Genomic DNA, 25,155 nt, shown 5'->3' with positions numbered 1-25,155 from the left:
GACAGTAAGGAGCCCTGGTGAGCCGACCGGACGCGCGCACACTGATCGACACGGTCCTCGACAGGGGGTCGTGGACGTCGTGGGACGCGCCGCCCGCCGACCCGGCGGTGCCCGGTTCCTCCTACGCCGAGGAGCTGGCGGTGGCCCGGGCCAAGTCGGGCTACGACGAGGCGGTCGTCACCGGCGAGGGGCTGCTCGACGGGCGCAGGGTCGCGGTGGTCGCCAGCGAGTTCTCGTTCATGGCCGGGTCGATCGGGGTGGCGGCGGCCGAGCGGATCACCCTGGCGGTCGAACGGGCGGCCCGCGAGCGGCTGCCGCTGCTGGCCGCGCCCGCCTCCGGCGGCACCCGCATGCAGGAGGGCGCGACGGCGTTCGTGCAGATGGTGAAGATCACCGCGGCGGTGCAGGAGCACCGCGCGGCGGGCCTGCCGCACGTGGTGTACCTGCGCCATCCCACGACCGGCGGGGTGCTCGCGTCGTGGGGGTCGCTCGGGCACGTCACGGCCGCCGAGCCGGGGGCGCTCATCGGGTTCCTGGGACCCCGGGTGTTCGAGTCGCTGCACGGTTACCCGTTCCCCGAGGGGGTGCAGGTGGCGGAGAATCTCTACCGGCACGGCCTGATCGACGCGGTCGTGTCGGCCGCCGACGCGCGGGACGTGGCGATCCGGGCCCTGTCGGTGCTGAGCGCCGACACGGCCGGCCTGGTGCGGGGGGCGGCGCCCGAGGAGGACCTGCGGCCGGTCGAGGCGTGGGAGGCGATCACCCGCTCGCGGCGGGACGACCGGCCGGGGGTGCGCAGCCTGCTCAAGCTGGCCGCCACCGATGTCACCCCGCTGAACGGCACCGGCGTGGGCGAGAACGAGCCGGGGCTGCTGCTGGCTCTGGCCAGGTTCGGCGACGCTCCGGCGGTGGTGCTGGGGCAGGACCGGCACCGGCAGCGGTCCAGCTCGCCGCTGGGCCCGGCGGGGCTGCGGGTGGCCCGGCGCGGCATGCGGCTGGCAGCCGAGCTGGGGCTGCCGCTCGTCACGGTGATCGACACGGCGGGCGCGGCGCTGTCCAAGGCGGCCGAGGAGGGCGGGCTGGCGGGCGAGATCGCCCGTTGCCTGGCCGACCTGGTGACGCTGCCGGCGCCGACCGTCTGCCTGCTGCTGGGGGAGGGCGCCGGGGGCGCGGCGCTGGCGCTGCTGCCGGCCGACCGGGTGCTGTGCGCCCAGCACGCCTGGCTGTCGCCGCTGCCGCCGGAGGGCGCCTCGGCGATCCTCTACCGGTCCACCGACTTCGCGCCGGAGATCGCCCAGGCGCAGCGGGTGCGCGCCACCGACCTGAGGCGGTCCGGGGTGGTCGACCGGATCGTGCCGGAGGTGCCCGACGCCGCCTACGAGCACCGGGCGTTCTGCGAGCGGGTCGGGCGGGCGCTGGAGTACGAGATCGTCGGGCTGCTCGCGCAGGACCGCGACACCCGCCTGGCCGCGCGCCGGGCTCGCTTCCGCAACCTCGGCCTCCCGTCCTGAGAGCGTCCCGTCCTGGGAGCGTCCCGTCCTGAGGGCCTCCCGTCCTGGGAGTCTTCGGCCCGAGAGCCTTCGCCCGAGCCGGGGCCCGTCAGGGGACGGGGACGCGTTCGACGCGGATGGAGACGACCTCCTCGCGCGGCACGACGACCTCGTAGGCGCCGTGGTCGACCATCCAGTAGCCGAGTGCCTCGGCCTTCATGCCGCTGTGGCCGAGATAGGCGATGTGCAGGCCGTCCTCGTCCTCGTCGAGCACGACGCACGGCTCGCCGCCGAACGCGCCGACGGTGCGGACCAGCACCAGCGACTCCAGCTCGGCGCGGCGCACCGTGCGCCGCCAGTAGCCGGACGCCTGCTCGAACCCGTCGAGCTCCTCCTCGCTGAACAGCACCACCTGGTCGCCGTCGGGGCCGAGGGCGGCGGGCAGGGTGCGTTCGCCGAAGCGGGCGACGAAGCCGGAGGCCACGGGGGTGAGGTCGGTGCTCATGCGGCCTGCCGCCAGGTGAGCCCGTCGTAGGCGGCGAACGGTCGTTCGCCCGCGTCGGTGACGTGCACGATCTCGGCTCCCGCGGGGATGGGCGTGGGGACGGTGTGGAACTGCGGCACCGCGTGCTGGGCGGAGCTGGTGAACCCGTTGCCGGCGAACGGCGCCACGTCGCTCCAGTCGCCGCCCATGTGCGGCCCGTACGGCACCACGTAGGTGTCGACGTCGCGGGCGTGCCAGCGCATGACGTAGAGCTCCGGCACGTCGGCCGTCAGCTCCGAGCCGTCGAACGACAGGTCGAGCCCGAAGTAGAGGTCGCGGGGTGTGGTCAGACGCTCGCAGTCCTGCACCCGGTAGACGTAACCGGAGATGACCGTGCGTTTGCCCGAGAGATAGGGCACGAGCAGACGCGGCGGGACCACTTTCTGCATCTGCGTTCTGCTCACGGCTCCCACTTTACCGAAGGTCCGGAGAACGCCCGGGCCGTCAGGACGCGGGTGGCTGCGGCCAGGGGGTGGTCCGCCGGTCCGCGGTCCGCCGGCATCCGGCCACGAAGAGCACCCCCATGGCGGGGAGACGTCAAGATCTGTTGACCCCGAGTACGCGATGTTCGAGGCAGGGCAGGGTGGCCCGGGCCGCGGCTGTCGCCTCGGGGTCGAGCTCGACGACCTGCACGCCCGGGGCGGTGCCGAGGTCGGCGCGGACCACGCCGAGGGGGTCGACCAGCATGCTGCGGCCGACGCCGAACCCGTCGGAGGACTCGGCCGGGTTGGGCGCCTGGCCGACGGCGGCGGTCCACATGGTGTTCTCCAGCGCGCGGGCCCGCACCAGGGTGACCCAGTGGTCCTCCTTGAGCGGCCCGGAGCCCCATGCGGCGATCACCGCGAACAGCTCGGCCCCCTGGTCGACCAGGGCCCGGGTCAGCTCGGGGAAGCGGACGTCGTAGCAGGTCACCAGGCCGACGCGCAGCCCGGCCAGCTCCACCACGACGGGCTCGGAGCCGGGCGCGACGAGCTCCGACTCCTTCGCGCCGAACGAGTCGAACAGGTGGATCTTGTGGTACGCCGCCCGCAGCTCGCCGGAGGCGTCGAGGGCCACGGCGGTGTTGTGCACGCGGCCGGGCCGGTCACCGGGCTCGAACACTCCGGCGATCACCGCCGTGCCGTGCTCGCGGGCGGCCTCGGCCACGCCGGACAGGAACGGCCCGTCCAGCGGCTCGGCCAGGTCGGCGATGCGGCGGCCGTAGCGGGTGAGCGTCGCCTCGGGGAAGATCGCCAGGTCGGCGTCCGCGGCCTTGGCGAGCGCCTCGCGGACCCGCTGGAGGTTGGCCGCCGGGTCAGGAGAGACCGCGATCTGGCAGAGGGCGATGGTGGTCACGGCCCGACTCTAGCCGGTTGGGCACCGGCCTGAACCAGGTCAGGCACCGCCAGACCCACTCCAGCGGGCCGTACCGGTATCGGGCCAGCCACCACCGGCCGGCCTCGGCCTGCGCCGCCAGGGTGACGGCCGCGATGGCGAGGGCGGAAAGGCGGGTGGGGTCGGCGTGCAGGAGCGCCCCGGTGAGGGTGATGACGACCGTGCCGGTGACGTAGTTGGTCAGCGCCATCTTGCCGAGCGGCTCCAGCACCGCCGAGATCGGCCGTGACCAGCGGGAGCGCAGCAGGAGCAGCATCCCGGTGGTGAGCGCGGCGGCTCCGGTGAGCGCGGCGAGGCGGTAGAGGAGGCCGGCGTCCGTCATCTCCCAGGCGGCGGTGAGCACCGCGGTGGCCACCGCGCTCACGGCGAAGCCCGGCCACAGCAGCCGCGGGGACGGCCGCATCTGCATCAGGGCCATGCCGATCAGGAACAGGCCGGGAATGATGAGCAGCGCGGAGTTCGCCTGTCCCAGTGCCCAGCCGAGCACCGCCAGCCCCAGGAGCAGGACGGGTGGCCCGCTCGACAGGAACGAGGCGGGCAGCAGCACCAGCAGACCGTAGAAGGCGTAGTCGGTCAGCACCTCGCCCTCGTAGAAGGAGTGCTGCACGATGCCGATCCAGAACAGCCAGAACAGCCGTGGGAGCAGGCGCCACCGGCCCGCCCGGTCCAGGAACAGCACGAAGCTGATCCCGAAGAGCAGCGAGAAGATCGGGTAGAACCGGCCCTGGAACACCGCCTGCATCGTCCAGTCGAGGCTGTTGCGCGCGTCGGCCGGCACTCCGTTCACCGCGTGCTGCCAGGTGTTGACCAGCATGATGCCGCCCACCGCGAAACCGCGGAGGGCGTCCAGTTCGTGAATGCGTGTCTGGGCCACCAGGCGAACCACCCTACGGCGAAACGTCCCCGGCGGGCGGCCGGGTCAACAGGGGACGAGCCTAATAGTCTGGGGCTCGTGAACGATGCACTTGTGGCGCGCATGCGCGTGTTCGGCACCACGATCTTCGCGGAGATGAGCGCGCTGGCCGTCCGCACCGGTGCCATCAATCTCGGCCAGGGCTTCCCCGACACCGACGGGCCGCGGGCGATGCTCGACGAGGCGGTGCGGGCCATCCGGGCGGGCGCCAACCAGTATCCGCCGGGCCCCGGCGTCCCGGAGCTGCGCCAGGCCGTCTCCGAGCACCGCCGGGCCCACTACGGGCTCGACTACGCGCCCGACGGCGAGGTCCTGGTGACGGTGGGCGCCACCGAGGCGATCGCGACCAGTGTGCTGGCGCTGTGCGAGCCGGGTGACGAGGTGATCGCGTTCGAGCCGTACTACGACTCCTACGCCGCCTCGATCGCGCTGGCCCAGGCCAAGCTGGTGGCGGTGACGTTGCGGCCGGTGGCGGGGCGGTTCACGTTCGACCCGGACGAGCTGCGGGCGGCTGTGACGCCGCGGACCCGGGCGATCCTGGTCAACTCGCCGCACAACCCGACGGGCACGGTCTTCACCCGCGAGGAGCTGGGGGTCATCGCGGAGCTGTGCCGCGAGCGCGAGCTGATCGCGATCACCGACGAGGTGTACGAGCACCTGACGTTCGACGGGACGGAGCACGTCCCGCTGGCCACGCTGCCCGGCATGCGCGAGCGCACGGTCGGGATCTCCTCGGCGGGCAAGACGTTCTCCGTCACCGGCTGGAAGACCGGCTGGGTGTGCGCGCCTGCGGAGCTGGTCGGCGCGGTGGCCACGGTCAAGCAGTTCACGACGTTCACCTCGGGCGCGCCCTGGCAGCTCGCCGTCGCCCACGGCCTGCGCCACGAGCTGGGCTGGGTCGCCCGGCTGCGGGCGGAGCTGCAGGACAAGCGTGACCGGCTGATGGAGGGGCTGGCGGCGGCCGGGTTCGACGTCCTGCGGCCGGCCGGCACCTACTTCGTGCAGACCGACATCCGGCCGCTCGGCTTCACCGACGGGCTGGAGCTGACCCGCCGGCTGCCGGAGCTGGCGGGGGTGGTGGCCATCCCGACGCAGGTGTTCTACAGCCACGCCGAGCGGGGCAGCCACTTCGTCAGGTTCGCGTTCTGCAAGAAGGACGAGGTCATCGACGAGGCCGTGGCCCGGCTGAAGCGGCTGTCCGCCTAGCTCATCCGGCCTGCTCCGGCCGCCTGCGGTCGCGGGTGGGGGAGTCGAGCGGGGCGAGGGCGGCTCCCGCCTCCTCGGGGGCGGCGCCCGTGGCCAGCAGCAGGTCCACCACGATGGAGCGAAGCTGCGCCACGATCACGTCGGCCGAGAAACCGAGCCGTTCGGGCCGCTGCCGTGCCGCGACGGCGGTGAGCGCCTGCCGGGCCAGTTCGGGCTCGCGGCCCGCGGCCAGTTCGAGCTGCAGCAGCAGCGCGGCCTCCGACACCTCGCGCAGCGAGTCGGCGAGCGAGGCGGACGGCGGGTCGGCCTCGCCCAGCGCCGCCAGCGTGCGGCGGGCCAGCACCCGCGCGTTGCGCAGCGCGTGGTCCATCGGCTCGGCGGCCCGTTGGTAGAGGGCCAGCCGGCCGCGGCGGTGCCAGTGCAGGGGCGAGATGGTGGCGATCTCCTTGCCGGTGGCCAGCGCCTGCTGGAACTCCTCGATGGCGCCCTGTGTGCCGCGCGCCTCCTCCAGCGCCTCGGCGGCCAGGTCGGCATCGCGCGTCTCGATGGCCTGCGCGGCCCGTTCGAGCACCGTGGAGAGCGCGTCGAGCACCGTGGAGGCGTGCCGGGCGGCGAGGAAGAACGGGCTGGCGGGCAGCAGCGCCACGGCCGCGATGGCGATGACTCCGCCGGTGAGCGCGTCGAGCATCCGGTCGAGCCCGCCGGAGCCGTCGCCGGGCAGCAGCGCGGCGACGAGCACCGCCGACGACCCGGCCTGCCCCACGAACAGCGCGCCGCCGTCCAGGAGCACGGCCGTGGTCATGGCCAGGGCCACGACGAGCGCGATCTGCCACGGGCCGGACCCGATCCAGGCCACCAGCAGGTCGCCGACGCCGACGCCGAGGCTGACGCCGACCACCAGCTCGGCCACCCGGCGCAGCCGCTGCCCGAGACCCACGCCGAGGCCGATCAGCACCGCGATGGGGGCGAAGAACGGGTGCGGGTGACCGAGCAGGTTCACCGCGACGGTCCAGGCGAGGCCCGCGCCCACGGCGGCCTGGGCGATCGACGGCGCGACCACCGCGAACGCCGCCAGCCGCTCCCGTACGTGCTCGCCGAGCCTCGTCCTCACCCCTCCACTCTTACCGATCTAGGTGACATTACGGTCACACCGCGCATCCGGGATCTGCCCGCCGAAAGCGGTGGGGCGGTCCGCTCGCCGGCCGGCCGTACCCCCTCCTGACCTTATTGTCGTGTGCGTGGAGACAAGGAGCCGGGAGGGCACCAGGCGGCGCATCCTCGACACGGCGTGCCGGTTGTTCGCGGAGCACGGCTACGACGAGGTGACGATGCGGATGCTCGGCGCCGAGGCGAACGCGAACATCGCCCTCATCAACCGCTATTTCGGTTCCAAGCGTGAGCTGTTCGCCGAGGTGCTGGCGCAGCAGGGGCGCTTCCCCGGCGTCCTCGACGAGGGTGACGACCTCGCCGTGACGCTGGCCGAGTACGTCGCCGACCGGCTGGCCGCCGAGGAGGACAGCCGCGTCCTGGCCACCCTCGACCGGTCCGCGCCCAGCACCGAGGTGCGCGAACTGGCCAGGGAGCGGGTCAGGAGCGCGATCCTGGAGCCGCTGGCGCGACGGCTGCCGGGGGAGGACGCCGAGCTGCGGGCGTCGATCGCGACGGTGGTGATCCTCGGCAGCGGCCGGTTCCGGCACCTGTTCGGCCCGGGGACGCCGGTCGCGCGGCGAGAGGTCGTCGACCGGCTGACCGCGGTGTTCCGCGCCTGCCTCAGCTGACGTCCGCGCGGGGCGCGCCGGCGCCGGGCCCGTCCGCGGCGGGTGCGTCCGGCCCGGTGCGGGTGCCGGTGCCTGTGACGGTGCCGGTGCCGGTGGCCGCCAGGAAGTCGTCGACCGCGCGCAGGAACGCCTTGCGGTCGCCGACGTGGATGAGGTGGCCGACGCCGATCGTGACCAGCCGGGCGCCGGGGATCAGCTCGGCCAGCCGTTCGGACCGGAACGGGCTCGCCGGCCCGCCCGACAGCACCAGCGCCGGCACGGCCAGCCGCCGCAGCGCCTCGGCCCAGGCCGGGTCCGGCCGGACGAGCTGCCGTTCGGTCTCGTGCACCATCCGCCAGTCGAAGCCGGTCGAGCCGTCCTCCACCACGGGCGGGCGTCCCTCCAGCGGGTACGGCGGCGGCGCGTCCTCCAGCACCAGCCGCTCGACGCGGTCCGGACGGCGGACGGCCAGCACGTAGGCGACCACGCCGCCCAGGGAGTGGCCCACCACCGTGGCCCGCGCGATGCCGAGATGGTCGAGCAGGGCGGCGATGTCCTCGGCCAGCTCCGGCAGCGGGTAGTCGCCCGGATGCGCGCTGGCGCCGTGGCCGCGCAGGTCCGGGACGATCACGTGGTGGCGGGCGGCGAAGTGCTGGGTGATGCCGTTCCAGTCGTTGTGGTCGGCGGTGCGGCCGTGCACCAGCACCATCGGGGGAGCCGCCGGATCCCCCTCCTCGCGAAAGGTGATCCTGATCCCGTTGACGATCGCCGTGCGCATCACGTCCGCACCCTACCCGCCCGCGTCTCACAGGCGGCGGGCGCGTCGTTGGGCAGACATTGCCCATGAAAGCGGACACCGGACGTGAGTAGCGTCGTGGTTCTGCGGCGCTCTTCCCGGGTCTTTGCGCGTCCTTCGCGCGGTGGCCCGCGTGGAGTGGCCGCGTGCCGGGCACGTGGTGGGGTATCCCGCCGGACCTCGCGACATGACGCCGCAGGGGTGGACGTACAGGTGCAGAAAGGGCGAGCGATGCCGGATCCGATTGAAGTGCGCAAGGTGCCGATCGAGAGCGTGACCGACGCCTCCGGACTGGAACGGCTCATCGACGACGGGGTGATCGAGGCGCACCGCGTCCTGGCGGTCGTCGGCAAGACCGAGGGCAACGGCGGCGTGAACGACTACACGCGCATCCTGGCCGACCGGGCCTTCCGCGAGGTGCTGGCCAGGAAGGGCCACCCCGCCCCCGACAGCGTGCCGCTGGTCTGGTCGGGCGGCACCGACGGCGTCCTCAGCCCGCACGCCACCGTCTTCGCGAGCCTGGACCCCGCCACGGCCGAGCCGTCGGACGAGCCGCGCGTGTCCGTCGGCGTCGCGATGAGCGAGGTGATCCTGCCGGAGGACATCGGCCGGCCCGCCATGGTGGAGAAGGTCGCGGCAGGCGTCCGCGAGGCCATGAAGATCGCCGGCATCGACGACCCGCGCGACGTCCACTACGTCCAGACCAAGACCCCGCTGCTCACCCTGGCCACCATCACCGACGCCAAGAGCCGGGGCAAGGACACCGCGATCGAGGAGACGGGCCCCTCGATGGACCTGTCGAACTCCACCACGGCCCTCGGCATCGCCGTCGCCCTGGGCGAGATCGAGATGCCGGGCGCCGACCGGATCCACAAGGACCTGTCCCTCTACTCGTCGGTGGCCTCGTGCTCGTCCGGGGTGGAGCTCGACCGGGCGCAGATCGTGCTCGTCGGCAACGTCCGGGGCATCGGCGGCCGCTACCGGATCGGCCACAGCGTCATGAAGGACGCCCTGGACGCCGACGGCATCTGGGAGGCCATCCGCGACTCGGGCCTCGACCTGCCCGACCGCCCCCACCCGTCCGACCTGGGCGATCGCCTGGTGAACGTCTTCATGAAGTGCGAGGCCGACCCCTCGGGCCGGGTACGGGGCAGGCGCAACATCATGCTGGACGACTCCGACGTCCACTGGCACCGGCAGATCAAGGCCGCGGTGGGCGGCGTGGCGGCCTCGGTCACGGGCGACCCGGCCGTGTTCGTGTCGGTCGCCGCCGTTCACCAGGGACCCTCGGGCGGCGGCCCGGTGGCGGCCATCTCCGCCCCCTGACCCGCGCGGCCGTCCGGGACGGCGCACCGCACCGCGTCCGGCCGTGACCGCGACACCGCGCCCGCGCGGTGGGTGCTCAGCTGTCGAAGCGCGGGGCGGAGGCGGTCAGGACCGTGTGCTCGGGGCGGGCCTGCCAGAGGTCGTCCAGCACGCCGGCGAGGGCCGCCATGAGCTTGCCGACGTCGGCGGGCGCCGACTCGTGCAGCGCCTCCGCGACGACCAGCACGTCGCCCGTGCTGTCGCGGACGGCGGACAGGCCGCTCTGCCGGTTGGTCCAGCGCCGCGCGTGCGCCCGCCCGGCCCCGTCGGCGAAGATCACCTCGCCGGGCGCGGGGTGCTCCGTCTCCCCGGAGAACGTCAGGTACGTCTCGTCCCCGCCCGCGTACCGCACCTCCAGCCCGTCCGTGACGGCGGAGACGTCGAAGACGGCCACCGGGATCGCGTACGCGACCGACAGCGCGTTGCACACGTCGATCAGCGGATGGATACGCGGCAGCGACCCCTCCTTGCGCAGCCGCCGCAGCAGCGACTCCGAGGCGCACCGGTACTGCGTGGGCTTGAGCCCCATCCGCGAGAACGCCCGCCGCCAGGCCCGCACCTCCGGCAGCTCGCCCTCGGGCGAGGCCGCCAGGCGCGCCCGGGCCGCCCGCTCGTGCTCGGCCACGAAGGCCTCCACGGTCGCCACGGCGTCCCCGCGCACCTCCGCCGTGATCCCGCCGGCGGACAGCACGCCGGGGACCAGTTCCGGGAAGTCGCGCCAGATCTCGCTCGCGTGCCGCACGTACATCAGCTCACCTCTCTCGGATCACGGATCACGGGCCGTCGGCGATCCGCGCAAGCGCCCGCCGACGTCCGGCGCCTCCAGTTCAGCACCCGCGGCCCGGAGACGGCGCGCCGCCGCACCGCCGCGGCGAAGACCCCGTACGCCACGAGGACGACAGCCCCTTCTCAGGCGAAGATCCGGTAAGTAGTCAAAGGATGGTTGGCGACTGTACACCCTCGGGTGGCGCGCCGTCAGCCGCCCGATGCGGGACCGGGGCCGGCCGAAGGTAGTCTCGGGCCTGTGCCGACGATCCCACAGCCTCTCGACCCCGACGACGACGGCAGCGCCGCTCCCGCCGTGGCCGCCGCGCTCGCCGCCTACCAGGACGGCATGGCCGGTCCCGCCGAGGTCCTGGGCGCCCTGACCGGCGCCCGGCTCCTGGTGCCCGTGGTCGCGCTGCTCACCTCGTCCGAGGTGGGGGAGCACGGGCTGCGGCAGGAGAAGGAGAGCGAGATGGCGCTGCCCAAGCTCGTCGGCAAGGACGGCAGGCAGGCGGTGCTCGCGTTCACCAGCACCCAGGCGCTGACCCTGTGGCGGCCCGACGCCCGGCCCATCCAGGCGGGCACGCTGCAGGTCTGCCGGGCCGCCGTCGGCGAGGAGGCCGCCGCCGTCGTCATCGACGTGGCCGGGCCGGTCTCCTTCGTGATCGAGGGGGAGGTGCTGCGGGCGCTGGCCGCCGCCGAGTCGGGCACGCTCGCCACGCTGCCCGGCGTCACCGTGGCCCGCGTCGAGCCGGTACGCAGACGGCGCTGGTTCTCCCGCCGGCGCTGACCCTCTCCCGGCGGGCCCGAACCCCCTGTTGAGGAGGCCCGCAACGGCCGAACTCCCGCGGCCGGCCCGCCGCCGCACTAGGGTCGCCCCGTGGTAGCACTGGTGGCGCTGCTCGGCCTCCTCGCCGGCCCCTACGTCAGGACCCTGGCCGGCGCCTTCCGGGAGGACCCCGGCGACACCCGCGCCGAGGCGCGGGCCGCCCTCGCCCGCACCCTGCGCACCGTGCCCGTCCCCGCCTGGCCGCCGGTCGTCGAACTGGCCACCGCGGCCGTGGCCGCCCTGGTCGCCTGGCGGGCCGGCCCGCCGTACGTCTTCTTCGCGCTCGCCGGCACGGCCCTGGCGCTCATCGACTGGCGCACCGGCCGGCTGCCCGACGTGATCACGCTCCCGTCGTACCCGCTGCTGGCCCTCAGCCTGCTGCCCACGGGAGAGCTGCCGCGCGCGCTGCTGGGCGCGGCGGCGCTGGCCGCCGTCTACGGCGTGCTGTGGTTCGCCAGGCCCGCCGCCATGGGGCTGGGCGACGTCAAGCTGGCCGGGCTGATCGGCATGGCCGCCGCCTCGCTCGGCTGGCCCGCGTGGGTCCTCGCCGCCGTGGCCGGTCAGCTCTGCGGCGCCCTGTACGCCGTGGCGCTGCTGGCCACCGGCCGGGCGAGCCGCGACACCGAGTTCCCCCTCGGCCCCTTCATGCTGCTCGGCGCGCTCGTCGCGCTGTGTTCCGGGCGCTGACGTCTCGGCTGGTGAACGTCCGGCCCTCCCACTGGGCGGCACGTGGAAGACTTGTATGCATGTTGCGCTGGTTGACCGCCGGAGAGTCTCACGGCCCGGAGCTCGTTGCCATCATGGAAGGCCTGCCGGCCGGGGTCGAGGTGACCACGGCCGCCATCGACGAGGCCCTGCGCCGCCGCCGCCTCGGCTACGGCCGCGGCGCCCGGATGAAGTTCGAGCAGGACGAGGTGACGATCGTGGGCGGCGTCCGCCACGGCCGCACCATGGGCAGCCCGGTCGCCATCCGCATCGGCAACACCGAGTGGCCGAAGTGGGAGAAGGTCATGGCCGCCGACCCGGTCGACGCCGCCGAGCTGGAGGGGCTGGCCCGCAACGCCCCGCGCTCGCGGCCCCGGCCCGGCCACGCCGACCTGGCCGGCATGCAGAAGTACGGCTTCGACGACGCCCGCCAGGTCCTCGACCGCGCCAGCGCCCGCGAGACCGCCGCCCGGGTGGCGCTCGGCGAGGTGGCCAGGCGCTTCCTCAAGCAGGCGCTCGGTGTCGACGTCGTCAGCCACGTGGTCTCCATCGGCGAGGCCCGCACGCCCACCGACGCCCTGCCCGGCCCCGGCGACCTGGGTCGCATCGACGCCGACCCGGTCAGGTGCGCCGACCCCGAGGGCAGCGCCGCCATGGTCGAGGTCATCGACAGGGCGCACAAGGACGGCGACACGCTCGGCGGCGTCGTCGAGGTGCTCGCCTTCGGCCTGCCGCCCGGCCTGGGCAGCTACACCCACTGGGATCGCCGTCTCGACTCCCGCCTGGCCGGGGCCCTGATGGGCATCCAGGCCATCAAGGGCGTGGCCGTCGGCGACGGGTTCGAGACCGCCCGCCGGCCCGGCTCGCGCGCGCACGACGAGATCGAGTACACCGCAGGCGACGGCGTGCGCCGCATGACCAACCGCGCGGGCGGCGTCGAGGGCGGGATGACCAACGGCGAGATCCTGCGGGTCAGTGCCGCCATGAAGCCCATCTCGACCGTGCCGCGGGCCCTCGCCACGATCGACGTCAAGACCGGCGAGGCCGCCAAGGCCCACCACGAGCGCTCCGACGTCTGCGCCGTCCCCGCCGCCGGCATCGTCGCCGAGGCGATGGTCGCGCTGGTGCTGGCCGACGCGGCGCTGGAGAAGTTCGGCGGCGACTCGGTCGAGGAAGTCGCCCGCAACCTGTCCGGCTACCTCTCCTCCATGGTGATCAAGTGATCGGCGACGCGCTGCCCAGGGTCGTGCTCATCGGCCCGCCCGGATCCGGCAAGACGACCCTCGGCCGGCTGCTGGCCGAGCGGCTCGGCGTCGGCTTCCGCGACACCGACGCCGACGTGGAGGCCGTCGCCGGCAAACCCGTCGCCGACATCTTCGTCGACGAGGGCGAGGCCCACTTCCGCGAGCTGGAGCGGCAGGCCGTGCGGGCGGCGCTGGCCGAGCACGACGGCGTGCTGTCCCTCGGCGGCGGCGCGGTGCTCCACGAGGAGACGCAGGCGCTGCTCGCCGGCCACCGCGTGGTCTACCTGCAGGTCGGCCTGGCCGCCGCCGTGCAGCGGGTCGGCCTCGCCTCGGCCCGCCCGCTCCTGGTGCTCAACCCGCGCAGCCGGCTCAAGCAGCTCATGGAGGAGCGCCGCCCCGTCTACGAGCGGCTGGCGGTCCTCACGGTGGTCACCGACGACCGCGAGCCCGCCGAGCTGGCCGACGAGATCGTGAAAGGGCTGCCGGCATGACGGTGCCGACCGCAGGGGCACCGGCGCGACGACGGAGGAGACGCACACCATGACGACCGCGACCAGGATCACCGTCCGGGGCGACAACCCCTACGACGTAGTCGTCGGCACGGGCGTGCTCGGCGAGCTGCCCGGACTGCTCAAGCCGGGCGTCCGCACGGTCGCCGTGATCCACCCGGCGAGCCTGCCCGAGATGTCCCGGCCGGTGTGCGAGGCGCTGTCCGACGCCGGCCACGACGTGGTGGCGCTGCCGGTGCCCGACGGGGAGCAGGCCAAGACGGTCGAGGTGGCCGCCCAGCTGTGGTCGGCGTTCGGCCGTTACGGGGTCACCCGGTCCGACGCCGTGGTCGGCGTCGGCGGCGGGGCCACCACCGACCTGGCGGGGTTCGTGGCGGCCACGTGGCTGCGCGGCGTCCAGGTGGTGCTCGTGCCCACCACGCTGCTCGCCATGGTCGACGCCGCGGTCGGCGGCAAGAACGGCATCGACACGCCCGAGGGCAAGAACCTCGTCGGCACGTTCCTGCCGCCGGCCGGAGTGCTGTGCGAGCTGGCCACGCTGCCCACCCTGCCGCGCGCCGACTACGTCGCCGGGCTCGCCGAGGTCATCAAGGGCGGCTTCATCGCCGACCCGGAGATCCTCGCGCTCGTCGAGGCCGACCCCGACGCCGCCACCCGGCCCGACGGCCCGCACTCCCGCGAGCTCATCGAGCGCAAAATCCGCGTCAAGGCCGACGTCGTCGGCGCCGACCTGCGCGAGGCGGGGCTGCGCGAGATCCTCAACTACGGCCACACGCTCGCCCACGCCATCGAACGCGCCGAGCACTACCAGATGCGCCACGGCGAGGCCGTCGCCATCGGCATGGTCTACGCCGCCGAGCTGTCCCGCCTCGACGGGCGCGTCGGCGCCGACCTGGTCCAGCGCACCCGGGCGATCCTCACCTCGGTCGGCCTGCCCACCACCTACCACGCCGACGCCTGGCCCCGGCTGCGCGACCACATGCGGCTCGACAAGAAGAACCGCGGGGCCAAGCAGCGTTTCGTCGTCCTCGACGGCGTCGCCCGGCCGAGCCGTCTCGAAGACCCCGCCGAGGAGCTGCTGGAGGCGGCCTACCGGGAGATCTCCCGATGACCCCCGCCCCGCCCCGGCCGGCGAGCACCCGTCACGCGGACAGGAGAGGCGGCTCATGACCCGTCACCACCGTTCCTTCGTGGCCCTCGGCGACAGCTTCACCGAAGGCCTGAACGACCCCGGCGAGGGCGACCACTACCGCGGCTGGGCAGACCGGGTGGCCGAGCGTCTGGCGGCCGACGAGCCCGCGTTCCGCTACGCCAACCTGGCCGTGCGCGGCAGGCTGCTCGACCAGATCGTCACCGAGCAGGTGCCGCTCGCCGTCCAGATGGCGCCCGACCTGGTGAGCCTCTGCGCCGGCGGCAACGACCTGCTCCGGCCCGGCAGCGACCCCGACGTGATGGCCAAGACGCTCGCCCGGGCCGTGCGCGAGGTGCGCGCCTGCGGGGCCGACGTGCTGCTGTTCACCGGCGTCGACCCGCGTGACACCCCGCTCATGCGCCGGCTGCGCGGCCGCTTCGCCATCTACTACCTGCACATCCGCTCGATCGCCGACCTGTACGGCTGCCACCTGATCGACCTGTGGTCGATGCAGCCGCTGCGCGACTGGCGCGCCTGGAGCGACGACCGGCTGCACATGAACGAGGACGGCCACCGCCTCGTCGCCGCCCGCGTCCTCGACGTGCTGGGGGTGCCGTTCGACGACTGGCGCGAGGAGTGGCCGCAGCGCGTGGTCGACCCGCGTGCCAGGCGCCGCGAGGACACCCAGTGGCTCCGCGAGCACCTGGTGCCCTGGGTGGCCCGCCGCCTGCGCGGCACCTCCTCCGGCGACGGCCTCGACCCCAAGCGCCCCGATCTCGCCCCCTGGACCTCCTGAGCGCTCCGGCCTAGCCGAGACCCTCGACGCGGCCCGCGCCACCGGCCCGGCGACGAGCACGGTGGCACACTCCGGCGTTCGCGTGTCCGCGGTCAGCGACTCGATGGGGCGGAGGCGACGGCGCCGTCAGTGAGCTTGCCGTCCGTCATGGTCAGCACCGTGTCGACCATGGCCAAGGTCGCCAGATCATGCGTCACCATGACGGTCGCCAGCTTGTGACGTCTGGTCAGATCGGCCAGCAGGGAGACGATCCGGGAGCCGCGTTCGTGGTCGAGCGCGCTGGTGGGCTCGTCGATCAGCAGCACGTCGGGCGCGTTCATCAGTGCGCGGGCGATGTTGACCCGCTGGCGTTCGCCGCCGGAGAGCTGGTGCGGGCGTTTGCCTTCCTTGTCCCCGAGGTCCACGGCCAGCAGCAGCTCGCGGGCGCGGGCGCTCGCGGCCCGTGGAGAGCTCCCGGCGAGGTGCGCCATGACCAGCAGCTGGTCGAGGACGGTGAGGGAGGGGAGCAGGTTGGGCTGCTGGAAGACGATGCCGATGTGGTCGCGGCGGATCCTGGTCCGGGTCGCCTGGCCGGCCTGGGAGACGTCCTGCCCGGCGACGCGGACGGAGCCGGAGGCGGGCCTGATGAGCGTGGCGGCGACGGCGAGCAGGCTCGACTTGCCCGAGCCCGAGGGGCCCACGACAGAGGCGAACTCCCCCGGGCCGACGGTGAGGTCGACGTGGTCGAGAGCGGTCAGGGTGCGCTCCCCGTCGGGGTAGGTCAACACGACGTCGGTGAGTTCGAGGCTCATCGGGCGGCTCCCAGAGCGGTCAGCGGGTCGACAGAGGTGATCTTCCGTACGGCCAGCGCGGCACCGCCGGCGCCGAGCAGGATCATCACGGTCACCGGAACGAGGGTGGTGGCCGGCGACAACACGAACGGGACGGTGCCCCGGGCCAGCGCACCGAGCCCGGCGCCCAGCGCGCCACCGATGCCCGATCCCGCGAGCAGCACGATGACGGCCCCGGCGAGCGCGTCGCGCAGCAGGTAACCGGTGCTCGCGCCGAGGGCCTTCAGCACGGCGACATCGCCGCGGCGCTGGATCGTCCAGACGGTGAAGAAGGCGCCGATGACGAGCGCGGAGATCGCGAACAGCAGACCGCGCATGAGCTGGAGAGAGCCGTTCTCGGAGGAGAAGGAGCCGATCGCGGCGGGCGCCTCCGACAGCGGCACCACCATGGTGCCCGACCGGGCACCGGCCGCGGCGAGATCGGGCGTGCCGCCGGTGCGCAGCGCGAGGACGGTCGCCACGGTGTCGGCGCCGCCCTGGCGCCCCATCGGCTCCCAGTCGCCGATGCTGATCCACGCGACCGGGGTGTGGCTGTAGGAAGCCTCGCCACCGGTCGCGGCGACGGTGAACTCGCGGCCGGCGATCCGCACGATGGCGCCGGTCGTGAGGCCGGTGTCGGCGGCGAGCGCCGCCGACAGCACCACCTTGCCCGTGGCGGCCGGCTCCGGGGCGAGGGTGCCGCCCGGCTGGACGCCGAACAGGGCGACCGCCGCACTGTCGTCGTCACCGTAGGCGAGCCGCCCCATGGACACCCCGAGCCGCTCGGCGGTGACTCCGTCGACCTGCCGCCATTCCCGCCAGGTCTGTGCGGTGATGCGGCTGTCGGAGAAGGCGGGCTTGTCCCCGCTGTCGAAGACGATGTGGTCGGCGGGCAGGTTCTCCACCGCCGAGACGTTCTCCCGGGCCAGTCCGGCGGTCAGACCGGACAACATGGTCACCAGCAGGGTGATGAGGAGGACGACGGCGCCCATGAGGGCGAAGCGTCCTTTCGCGAAGCGCAGGTCTCTCAGCGCCACGAACACGGCGCAACCCCCTTGTGTACGAAGCCGACACAGACAGTCGACACAGACAGCCGACACAGACAGCCGACACCGATGGCTGAAACGGACGGCCGAAACGGACGGCTCCAGCCTGGGTGCCCCCGGCCTGCCCGCGCATCGTGCGAGCGGGCCGCCCCGAATACACCTTTTGAACGACGCGACCGCCCAACGCCGTCACATACGGTGAGCGAGACATGATGAACTACCCGTTCCCGCCCGCGCTTCTGCTGCTCCGCTGGGCCATTCACGGCACGTTCGCCATCCTGCTGGTGATCGCGGTCGCCGGCGTCGTCAGGCAGGAGCACGTCGGTCTCGCACTGGGCGGCCTGCTCCTGGGCGTCCTCTACGCGGCCGGAATCCTCATCGAGGGATGGCTGACGCGCCTGCGGCCGGCACACCTGTGGCCGGCGCGCCTGTGGCTGCTGGCGATCACGCTCGGCTGGGCGGCGCTCGCCCTGTCCGGACCGCAGTTCGTCTGGCTGGCCTTCCCTCTCTTCTTCGCCTGCCTGCACCTGCTGCCGTTGGCGATCGCGCTGCCCGGGGTGGCCGTGCTGACCGTGGCCGCCATCGCGGCGGCGGGCTGGCACGCGGGCGGCATATCCGCCGCCCAGATCATCGGCCCGACCATCGGCGCGGCCGTGGCCACGCTCATGGCGCTGGTCTACAAGGCGCTCCACGCCGAGAGCGAGGAACGCCGCCGGCTCATCGACGATCTGGTCAGCACCCGGGGCAGACTCGTGTCAGCCGAACGCGACGCGGCCCGGCTGGCCGAGCGCGAGCGCCTGGCCCGCGAGATCCACGACACCCTGGCCCAGGGCATGTCCAGCATCATCCTGCTGCTGCGCGCCGCCCGCCGTGACCTGGCCGGCGAGCCGGAAGCGGCCGGGCGACGCATCGCCGAGGCCGAACGCGCCGCGCAGGAGAACCTGGAGGAGGCGCGCAACTTCGTCCGGGCACTGGCCCCGCCCGCCCTGCGGCAGTCCTCGCTGGCCGCCGCGCTGCGCATGATCGGTGACTCGATCTCGGCCGCCGCCGCCACCCAGGTGCGCTTCGAGGTGTCGGGCACGCCGGTCGCGCTGCCCGCCGATTACGACGTGGCGTTGCTGCGCATCGCACAGGGCGCCCTGGGCAATGTCAGCCGCCATGCGGGAGCCGAACACGCCGGCGTCACGCTCACCTTTCTGGACGACATGGTCGTGCTGGACGTCTACGACGACGGCCGCGGGTTCGACCCCCGGTGTCCCTCCGGTCCGACGGCGGGAACCGGATACGGTCTGCTGGCCATGCGCGACCGCGTGTCCGCGCTGGGCGGCACCCTCACCGTCGAGTCGGTCCCCGGTGAAGGCACCGCCATCGCGGCCACGCTGCCGTTGCCCGCCCGGGAGGTGCGATGATCCGCATCGTCCTGGTGGACGACCACCCCGTGGTGCGCTCCGGCCTTCGTGCCATGCTCGCCGGCCAGCCCGACTTCCACCTGGTCGGCGAAGCCGCCACCGGGGAGGAGGGTGTCGAGCTGGCCCGCGAGGTCTCGGCCGACGTGGTCCTGATGGACCTCCAGCTCGGACCGGGCATCCACGGCAGCGAGGCGACGCGCCGGATCGTCGCTCTCGGCGGCCCCCGGGTGCTGGTGCTGACCACGTTCGACACGGACGCCGACATCGTGGCCGCGATCGAGGCGGGCGCCACGGGCTATCTCCTCAAGGACGCCCCGTCAGGCGATCTGCACGCCGCCATCCGCTCGGCCGCGATCGGCGACAGCGCGCTTGCGCCCAGCGTCGCCACGCGGTTGCTGGGCCGCGTCCGGACACCTGAGACGACCCTGACGCCTCGCGAGCTGGAGGTGCTCGGCCACGTCGCCGCGGGCCTGTCCAACCGGCAGATCAGCAAGGAGCTCTTCCTCAGCGAGACCACGGTGAAAACCCACCTCGTCCGCATCTACGCCAAACTCGGCGTCGACTCGCGCACCGCCGCCACCGCGGCCGCCACCAAAAAGGGCCTCATCCGCCCCTCGTGACCTCGCCTCGGCCCTGTCGCCGGAGCGTACGGGCGCGGCGATCACGGGCGCGGCGATCACGGGCAGGGCGGCCGAGCGGACCGGCGGGAGGTGCGACACGGAAGGTCGCGGCGTGCGGCTCAGCCCTCGGTGGCCAGCCGGTTGAGCGCGGCGCGGGGGATGGCCGGGTCGGTGGTGCGCCAGAACGGCGGCAGCGAGCCCAGCAGGAAGCCGCTGTAGCGGGCGGTGGCCAGGCGGGGGTCGAGGACCGCGATGACGCCCTTGTCGTGCTGGGAGCGCAGCAGGCGGCCGGTGCCCTGGGCGAGCAGGAGCGCGGCGTGGGTGGCGGCGACCGTCATGAAGCCGTTGCCGCCCTTGGCCGCCACGTGGCGCTGCCGGGCCGAGGTGAGCGGGTCGTCGGGGCGCGGGAACGGGACCCGGTCGATGATGACGAGCCGCAGCGACGGGCCGGGCACGTCGACGCCCTGCCACAGCGACAGCGTGCCGAACAGGCAGGTCGGCTCGTCCTCGGCGAACTGCTTGACCAGCAGCATGGTCGAGTCGTCGCCCTGGCACAGCAGCGGCACGTCGAGGCGGTCGCGCAGGGCTTCGGTGGCGGCCTTGGCCGCCCGCATGGAGGAGAACAGGCCGAGCGTGCGCCCGCCGGCCGCCTCGATCAGCTCGGCGATCTCGTCGACGTACTGCTCGGGCAGCCCGTCACGGCCCGGCTGGGGCAGGTGCTTGGCGACGTAGAGGATGCCGGCGCGGGGATGGTCGAACGGGGAGCCGACGTCGATGCCCTGCCAGCCCTTGGCGCGCGGGCGGTCGCCGGAGCGTGCCCTGCCGTCGTCCGCCGGTGCGGCGGCCTGGTCGGGGCCGGACAGGCCCCACTGGCGGGCCATGCCGTCGAAGGTGCCGCCGAGGGCGAGCGTGGCGGAGGTGAGCACGACCGTGCGGTCGCCGAAGAGCCGGTCGCGGAGCATGCCGCCGACGTTGAGCGGGGCGACGCGCAGGAGGGGCGGGCGACGGTCGGTGCCGGCGTCGAGCCACACCACCTCGGCCCGGTCGGCCTCCGAGGCGTGACCGTAGGCCTCCAGCATGCGCACCGCGGTGTCGTGGACCTCGTCCAGCGCGGTGAACGCCGCCTTGCGCTGCCCGGCCTTGTCGGGGTCGTCGCGGTCGGCGCCGCGCGGCCCGAGGGCGGTGACGCAGCGGGCCGCGGAGTCGCGGACCAGCGCCAGCGTGAGCGCGAGCACCTCGGGCAGCTCGTCCACGCGGCCCGCCGGGGCGGCGGCCAGCAGCGCCTTGAGGTCCTCGCCGGCCTCCTGCAACTGGTCGGCGATCGGCTGCTCGATCAGGCGGGCCACCCGGCGCACGGCGAGCGAGACGGTGGTCTCCGACAGCTCGCCGGTCACCACCGAGGTCACCCGGTCGACCAGCTCGTGGGCCTCGTCCACGACCACCATGTCGTGCTCGGGCAGCACCGGCAGGTCGCCCATGGCGTCGATGGCGAGCAGCGCGTGGTTGGTGACGACCACGTCGACCTCGCCGGCCTTCGCCCGGGCCAGCTCGGCGAAGCACTCGGCGCCGCTCGGGCAGCGGCTGGCGCCCAGGCACTCCTGGGCGCTCACCGAGAACTGCCGCCAGGCCTGCTCGCTCACCCCCGGCACCAGCTCGTCGCGGTCGCCGGTCTCGGTCTCCTCGGCCCACTCCTGGATGCGCTGGACCATCCGGCCGGTGGCGCTGACCTCGCGCGGGTCGAACAGCTGGTCCTGCTCGTCGTCCTCCGGCCAGCCCGCCGTCGCCTTGTAGCGGCACAGGTAGTTGCGCCGGCCCTTGAGGATCGCGTACGTGGGCTCGTGCGGCAGCTCCTTGGCCAGGGCCTCCGACAGCCGGGGCAGGTCGCGGTCGACGAGCTGGCGCTGCAGGGCGATCGTGGCCGTGGAGACCACCACGGGCGTGTCGGAGTCCATCGCGTGCCGGATCGAGGGCACGAGGTAGGCGAGCGACTTGCCCGTGCCCGTGCCCGCCTGGACGGCGAGGTGCTCCTCGGCGTCGATGGCCCGCTGCACGGCCTGGACCATCGTGATCTGGCCCTGCCGCTCGCTCCCTCCGAGGGCGTTGACCGCGATGCTGAGCAGTTCGTCTACTGGCGGAAGATGGGAGTCCGGCACGGAGGTAAACGGTACCCGCATCCGGGGGCTCGCCGCGCCCGACATCCACAGCCCGCGTGTTCACGGCCCCGGTCGTCCACAGCCCCGGCTCGTCCCTCGCCCAGGCTCGTCAGCAGCGCGGTGTGATCGGGCGGACGCATCCCGTCGTTCGCCGAGTCGTCCGGCTGCGCGCGTGGCACACTGAACGACCGGGACGCCGATTGTCATCGCATAGAGTGACGGTTGGGGTTCCCGATGGGGGTGGGAAGTCCGGTTAGGTAGGGTTTTCCGGGGTTGAGTGGACGAATAAAGGCTGGTTAAAGCAGTATGTCTGCCATGTCGGAAGTTGTCCCGTTGCCGTCGTTCGGTGAAGTGTTCTTCGATGCCCGAGGTCAGGAGCGGTGCCTCCGGGTGACGTGGCACGAGGGCACTCTGGTCCTGAGTCTGTGGCGGGGCGAGATGTGCACCGCCAGCTTCCGCATGCCGATGGACGATGTCGGCCGCCTGCTCGACACCCTCGACGACGGCTACGCGGAGGCCACCGGCGAGCAGCCCGCCGTGCCCGCGCACGATCCGGGCACCGAGGTCATCCCGGGCACCGGCCAGTACCAACGCCCGCAGCAGCCGATGCCCCCGCCCATGCCACAGCCCATCTCGCAGCAGCAGCCCGACGAGCGCCCGACGGCCGCGCTGTCACCCAGCGACGTGCTGGTGGCCAGGGGCACGCCCGCCCAGGACAAGCCGGCCCCCCAGGACAAACTGGTGGCCTCCTACGGTGAGACCACGCCGCCGCGCGGGACACCGACCTCCCAGCCCGCCCCCCAGTACGGCGAGCCCTTCGCCGGCCCGCAGTACACCGACCCGGGCACCGGCCAGTCCTACGGCGCTCCTTCCTACCGCGACCCGGGTCGTGCCGAGCCGTTCACCGGCCCCCAGTACGTCGACGAGTCCACCCCGACCGGCCCGCAGTACAGCCTGGACCCCGACCCCTTCTCGGGCCCTCACCAGGTGGCGGCCTCCGGCGAGCGCGGCTACCAGATGCGCCCGGCGCCGCTGTCGACCGACCCGCTCGGCTTCCCGTCGCAGGCCGCCGACCCGCTCGGCACACCGCGTCATGAGCCCCGTCATGAGCCGCGCCAGAACCACTACGCCCCGGCCGACTCCGGCTACCATCAGCCGGTCGACCAGGGGACGGCCGGGCTGGGCACCCCCATGCACGGCATCCCCGGCGCGGGCCGCCGCCGCTCCGCCGCGCCGCCGCCCCCGGTCCACGACCGCTACCCGAGCCAGGACGGCTACTCCGGCCAGGACACCCCGTACCCCGACGCCTACCGCGACGGCTACTCCGGTCAGGGCTCGTACTCCGGCCAGGACGCCTTCCCGCCACCCCGCCAGAACGCGCCCAACCCGGTGGACCCCCTCCTCGCCCTGGGCGACCCGGGCCCGCGGCAGGCCCAGCCGGACGCCGCGCCACTGTCGCGCCCGTACGTGAGCGGCGACTCGATGTTCTCCACCGGCGAGCGGCTGCACCCCGAGGAGCCGTACGACGAGCGCCGCCACGACGGGCAGAGCTACGGCGAGCAGGGCTACGGCGAGCAGGGCTACGGCGACGGGCGGCACGACCGCCGCTACGACGACCGCGCGTACGACGACAGGGGCGAGCGCCGCGACTGGTGACCCGGTCGGGCCGGAGACCACCGGCCTGTGACGGCCTGCCGTGAACCGGGCGGCATGATGGAACCCATCGTGCCGTCCGCAAATCGGGAGGAACACCGGTGAATCCGACAACCGGCCTGCAGTTGCTGCTGGTCGCGGGTGGAGCGATCGCCGTCGCCGCCGTGGCCCGCCGCCGGGGCTGGCCCGCCCCGCTGCTGCTCGTCGCCGCCGGACTCCTGGTCTCGCCCCTGGTGCCGCCCGTGCCGCTCGACCCCGAGCTGGTGCTGTACGTCTTCCTGCCGCCGCTGCTCTACTCGGCGGCGCTGGACAGCTCCTACCTGCGGCTGCGCGAGGTCACACGGCACGTGGCGCTGCTGTCGGTGGGGCTGGTGCTGGTCACCATGCTCGCCGTCGGCTACGTCGTGCACCTGATGCTGCCCGAGCTGCCCCTGGCGGCGGCGTTCGCGCTCGGCGCCATCATCGCGCCGCCCGACGCGGTGGCGGCCGTGGCGGTCGGGCGCAGGCTCGGCCTGCCGCGCCGGCCGCTGACCATCCTCATCGGCGAGAGCCTGTTCAACGACGCGACCGCCCTGACCGCCTACCGGGTGGCGATCGGGGCGGCCGTCGGCGGCACGGTGGACCTGCTCGACGCGGTCGGCGAGTTCGTCTACGCGGCGGCCGTCGGCGTGGCCATCGGGCTGGCGCTGGCGTTCGTGTCCGCCTGGCTGTTCCGGCACACGCGTGACTCGCTCGTCGAGAACACGCTCATGCTGCTGATCCCGTTCGCCGCCTACCTGGCGGCGGAGTCGGTGCACGCCTCGGGCGTGATCTCGGTGGTCATCGTCGGCCTGTACCTGGGGCACCAGATGCACCTGCGAGGGTTCGGCACGCGGCTGTTGTCGACCTCGGTGTGGAAGGTCGCCGACTTCTTCCTGGAGACGATCGTCTTCGCGCTGATCGGGTTGCAGCTCGTCACCGTGATCCAGGGGGTCGAGGGGTACGGCGCGGGGGAGGTGGCGCTCTACGCGCTGGTGGTGTTCCTGGTCACCGTGCTGGTGAGGTTCGCCTGGGTGTTCCCGACGGCGTACCTGCTGCGGCTGCTCGGGCGGGGCCGGCCGGCCGCGGCGCCCGCCCACATCACGGTCGTGAGCTGGGCCGGCATGCGCGGCGTGGTGTCGCTGGCCGCCGCGTTCGCCATCCCCGAGAGCGTCGAGGGCCGGTCGATGCTGCTCCTTCTCACCTTCACGACCGTGATCGGCACGCTCCTCGTCCAGGGGCTGTCGTTCCCGGTGCTGATCAAGCGGCTCGGCGTCTCCAGCGAGCGCGAACGCTACGAGGACACGCTCGCCGAGGCCAACGCCCAGCATGCCGCGCTCGGCGCCGGCCTGGAGGTGCTGGAGCGCCTGACCGAGAAGGAGGGCGAGCCGGACGAGATCCGCAAGCAGGTCATCGACCAGCTCCGCGAGAAGTCCTGGCGCCGCACTCTGGCGGCGTGGGAACGGCTGGGCGGCGGCACCGGCCGCGACGGCGCCGAGACGCCCAGCTCGCTCTACCGGCGGCTGCGCCGCGAGATGCTGCAGGCCGAGCGCGAGGTGTTCGTCCGGCTGCGCGACGAGCGCCGCCTGGACGACGAGGTGATGCGCGAGGTGATGGCCCAGCTCGACTTCGAGGAGGCCATCCTCGAACGCTGAGGACCTCGCACCCGCGCGACCCCGGTGGTCAGGCCATCGCGTTGTCGACGTAGCACCAGCGCCACTGCTCGCCCGGCTCGTACGACTGGACGACCGGGTGGGCCACCTCGTGGAAGTGCCGGGTGGCGTGCTTGTTGGGCGAGGAGTCACAGCATCCGATGTGCCCGCAGGTGAGGCAGCGGCGCAGGTGCACCCAGGGGCTTCCGGCGGCCAGACACTCCTCGCAGCCGTCGGGCGTGCGAGGAGACGGGTCCGCTGCGCTGGAAAGATGCTCACAAATTGCCATAGGGGAAATCCTAGGACTAGAACACCATTCCAATTTGGCCGGGCCTCTTGCTGAGCGACGTGGTGGCAGAGCAGATTGTGA

At 73.5% G+C, this 25,155-nt stretch carries 25 protein-coding genes; 14 read left to right on the top strand and 11 right to left on the bottom strand.

Annotated features, from left to right (window positions below):
• Positions 1-17: 17 nt before the first annotated feature.
• Positions 18-1,511, top strand: a complete 1,494-nt coding sequence (locus tag FHU36_RS27920) for a carboxyl transferase domain-containing protein (protein WP_185086764.1) — start codon at positions 18-20, stop codon at positions 1,509-1,511.
• Positions 1,512-1,599: 88 nt separating this feature from the next.
• On the opposite strand, the gene FHU36_RS27915 is transcribed toward FHU36_RS27920, so the two are convergent.
• The 4 genes from FHU36_RS27915 to FHU36_RS46540 all read right to left on the bottom strand — a co-directional run bounded on the left by FHU36_RS27915 (position 1,600) and on the right by FHU36_RS46540 (position 4,282).
• The gene (locus FHU36_RS27915; RefSeq protein WP_185086763.1) at positions 1,600-1,995 is read right to left on the bottom strand and encodes a UCP033725 family protein; all 396 of its coding nucleotides are present in this window, start codon (positions 1,993-1,995) and stop codon (positions 1,600-1,602) included.
• The gene (locus tag FHU36_RS27910; RefSeq protein ID WP_312891868.1) at positions 1,992-2,438 is read right to left on the bottom strand and encodes a hypothetical protein; all 447 of its coding nucleotides are present in this window, start codon (positions 2,436-2,438) and stop codon (positions 1,992-1,994) included. Before FHU36_RS27910 ends, FHU36_RS27915 begins: the two co-directional genes overlap by 4 nt.
• A gap of 133 nt (positions 2,439-2,571) precedes the next feature.
• The gene (locus tag FHU36_RS27905; protein WP_185086762.1) at positions 2,572-3,369 is read right to left on the bottom strand and encodes a carbon-nitrogen hydrolase family protein; all 798 of its coding nucleotides are present in this window, start codon (positions 3,367-3,369) and stop codon (positions 2,572-2,574) included.
• Positions 3,329-4,282 (bottom strand): DUF418 domain-containing protein, encoded by a 954-nt coding sequence (locus tag FHU36_RS46540; RefSeq protein ID WP_185086761.1) that lies wholly within the window; start codon positions 4,280-4,282, stop codon positions 3,329-3,331. Before FHU36_RS46540 ends, FHU36_RS27905 begins: the two co-directional genes overlap by 41 nt.
• Before the next feature lie 78 nt (positions 4,283-4,360).
• Between FHU36_RS46540 and FHU36_RS27895 the strand changes: the two genes are divergently transcribed.
• Positions 4,361-5,527, top strand: coding sequence for a pyridoxal phosphate-dependent aminotransferase (locus FHU36_RS27895; protein WP_185086760.1), 1,167 nt, complete (start codon positions 4,361-4,363; stop codon positions 5,525-5,527).
• Between the two features lies 1 nt (position 5,528).
• On the opposite strand, the gene FHU36_RS27890 is transcribed toward FHU36_RS27895, so the two are convergent.
• On the bottom strand, positions 5,529-6,638 hold the full coding sequence (locus FHU36_RS27890; protein WP_185086759.1) for an FUSC family protein: 1,110 nt from the start codon (positions 6,636-6,638) through the stop codon (positions 5,529-5,531).
• Positions 6,639-6,765: 127 nt separating this feature from the next.
• Here FHU36_RS27890 and FHU36_RS27885 point away from each other — a divergent pair, with 127 nt between their 5' ends.
• Positions 6,766-7,305: a TetR/AcrR family transcriptional regulator gene (locus FHU36_RS27885; protein WP_185086758.1), complete on the top strand. Its 540-nt coding sequence runs from the start codon at positions 6,766-6,768 to the stop codon at positions 7,303-7,305.
• On the opposite strand, the gene FHU36_RS27880 is transcribed toward FHU36_RS27885, so the two are convergent.
• A complete protein-coding gene (locus tag FHU36_RS27880; protein ID WP_246502916.1) occupies positions 7,298-8,062 on the bottom strand; it encodes an alpha/beta fold hydrolase in 765 nt (254 codons plus the stop codon). The two genes, FHU36_RS27885 and FHU36_RS27880, sit on opposite strands and share 8 nt — an antisense overlap.
• A 249-nt stretch (positions 8,063-8,311) precedes the next feature.
• On the opposite strand from FHU36_RS27880, the gene bar reads away from it, so the two are divergent.
• Positions 8,312-9,406: a barbiturase gene (gene bar / locus FHU36_RS27875; RefSeq protein WP_185086756.1), complete on the top strand. Its 1,095-nt coding sequence runs from the start codon at positions 8,312-8,314 to the stop codon at positions 9,404-9,406.
• Between the two features lie 76 nt (positions 9,407-9,482).
• Here bar and FHU36_RS27870 read toward each other — a convergent pair whose 3' ends face one another.
• Positions 9,483-10,193: a B3/B4 domain-containing protein gene (locus FHU36_RS27870; RefSeq protein ID WP_185086755.1), complete on the bottom strand. Its 711-nt coding sequence runs from the start codon at positions 10,191-10,193 to the stop codon at positions 9,483-9,485.
• Positions 10,194-10,469: 276 nt separating this feature from the next.
• Here FHU36_RS27870 and FHU36_RS27865 point away from each other — a divergent pair, with 276 nt between their 5' ends.
• The 6 genes from FHU36_RS27865 to FHU36_RS27840 all read left to right on the top strand — a co-directional run bounded on the left by FHU36_RS27865 (position 10,470) and on the right by FHU36_RS27840 (position 15,425).
• Complete coding sequence (locus tag FHU36_RS27865; RefSeq protein ID WP_185086754.1) at positions 10,470-11,000, top strand: SseB family protein; 531 nt, start codon at positions 10,470-10,472, stop codon at positions 10,998-11,000.
• 90 nt (positions 11,001-11,090) lie between these two features.
• Positions 11,091-11,726, top strand: coding sequence for a prepilin peptidase (locus FHU36_RS27860; protein ID WP_185086753.1), 636 nt, complete (start codon positions 11,091-11,093; stop codon positions 11,724-11,726).
• 59 nt (positions 11,727-11,785) lie between these two features.
• Complete coding sequence (gene aroC, locus FHU36_RS27855) at positions 11,786-12,967, top strand: chorismate synthase (protein ID WP_185086752.1); 1,182 nt, start codon at positions 11,786-11,788, stop codon at positions 12,965-12,967.
• A complete protein-coding gene (locus FHU36_RS27850) occupies positions 12,967-13,479 on the top strand; it encodes a shikimate kinase (RefSeq protein ID WP_312891967.1) in 513 nt (170 codons plus the stop codon). Before aroC ends, FHU36_RS27850 begins: the two co-directional genes overlap by 1 nt.
• A gap of 49 nt (positions 13,480-13,528) precedes the next feature.
• Positions 13,529-14,608, top strand: a complete 1,080-nt coding sequence (gene aroB / locus FHU36_RS27845) for a 3-dehydroquinate synthase (RefSeq protein WP_185086751.1) — start codon at positions 13,529-13,531, stop codon at positions 14,606-14,608.
• 55 nt (positions 14,609-14,663) lie between these two features.
• On the top strand, positions 14,664-15,425 hold the full coding sequence (locus FHU36_RS27840) for an SGNH/GDSL hydrolase family protein (protein WP_185086750.1): 762 nt from the start codon (positions 14,664-14,666) through the stop codon (positions 15,423-15,425).
• Between the two features lie 92 nt (positions 15,426-15,517).
• Here the strand turns inward: FHU36_RS27840 and FHU36_RS27835 are convergent, their stop codons facing one another.
• Together FHU36_RS27835 and FHU36_RS27830 are read right to left on the bottom strand one after the other, a co-directional pair.
• Positions 15,518-16,216, bottom strand: coding sequence for an ABC transporter ATP-binding protein (locus FHU36_RS27835; RefSeq protein WP_185086749.1), 699 nt, complete (start codon positions 16,214-16,216; stop codon positions 15,518-15,520).
• Positions 16,213-17,277, bottom strand: coding sequence for an FtsX-like permease family protein (locus FHU36_RS27830; RefSeq protein ID WP_185086748.1), 1,065 nt, complete (start codon positions 17,275-17,277; stop codon positions 16,213-16,215). The genes FHU36_RS27835 and FHU36_RS27830 overlap by 4 nt, the downstream gene beginning before the upstream one ends.
• Positions 17,278-17,489: 212 nt before the next feature.
• Between FHU36_RS27830 and FHU36_RS27825 the strand changes: the two genes are divergently transcribed.
• Both FHU36_RS27825 and FHU36_RS27820 read left to right on the top strand, forming a co-directional pair.
• The gene (locus tag FHU36_RS27825) at positions 17,490-18,689 is read left to right on the top strand and encodes a sensor histidine kinase (RefSeq protein ID WP_221496603.1); all 1,200 of its coding nucleotides are present in this window, start codon (positions 17,490-17,492) and stop codon (positions 18,687-18,689) included.
• Positions 18,686-19,309, top strand: coding sequence for a response regulator (locus tag FHU36_RS27820; RefSeq protein ID WP_185086747.1), 624 nt, complete (start codon positions 18,686-18,688; stop codon positions 19,307-19,309). The genes FHU36_RS27825 and FHU36_RS27820 overlap by 4 nt, the downstream gene beginning before the upstream one ends.
• 119 nt (positions 19,310-19,428) lie before the next feature.
• Here FHU36_RS27820 and FHU36_RS27815 read toward each other — a convergent pair whose 3' ends face one another.
• Positions 19,429-21,483, bottom strand: a complete 2,055-nt coding sequence (locus tag FHU36_RS27815; RefSeq protein WP_185086746.1) for an ATP-dependent DNA helicase — start codon at positions 21,481-21,483, stop codon at positions 19,429-19,431.
• A gap of 294 nt (positions 21,484-21,777) precedes the next feature.
• Here FHU36_RS27815 and FHU36_RS27810 point away from each other — a divergent pair, with 294 nt between their 5' ends.
• Both FHU36_RS27810 and FHU36_RS27805 read left to right on the top strand, forming a co-directional pair.
• The gene (locus tag FHU36_RS27810; RefSeq protein WP_185086745.1) at positions 21,778-23,118 is read left to right on the top strand and encodes a hypothetical protein; all 1,341 of its coding nucleotides are present in this window, start codon (positions 21,778-21,780) and stop codon (positions 23,116-23,118) included.
• 98 nt (positions 23,119-23,216) lie between these two features.
• Positions 23,217-24,788, top strand: a complete 1,572-nt coding sequence (locus FHU36_RS27805) for a Na+/H+ antiporter (protein ID WP_185086744.1) — start codon at positions 23,217-23,219, stop codon at positions 24,786-24,788.
• 28 nt (positions 24,789-24,816) lie between these two features.
• On the opposite strand, the gene FHU36_RS27800 is transcribed toward FHU36_RS27805, so the two are convergent.
• A complete protein-coding gene (locus FHU36_RS27800) occupies positions 24,817-25,074 on the bottom strand; it encodes a ubiquitin carboxyl-terminal hydrolase 14 (RefSeq protein ID WP_185086743.1) in 258 nt (85 codons plus the stop codon).
• Positions 25,075-25,155 lie beyond the last annotated feature (81 nt).

The organism is Nonomuraea muscovyensis, from assembly GCF_014207745.1.
GTDB lineage: Bacteria > Actinomycetota > Actinomycetes > Streptosporangiales > Streptosporangiaceae > Nonomuraea > Nonomuraea muscovyensis.
Note: the sequence above shows the minus strand (reverse complement) of the source record. Positions and strands in the feature narration are given on the sequence as shown.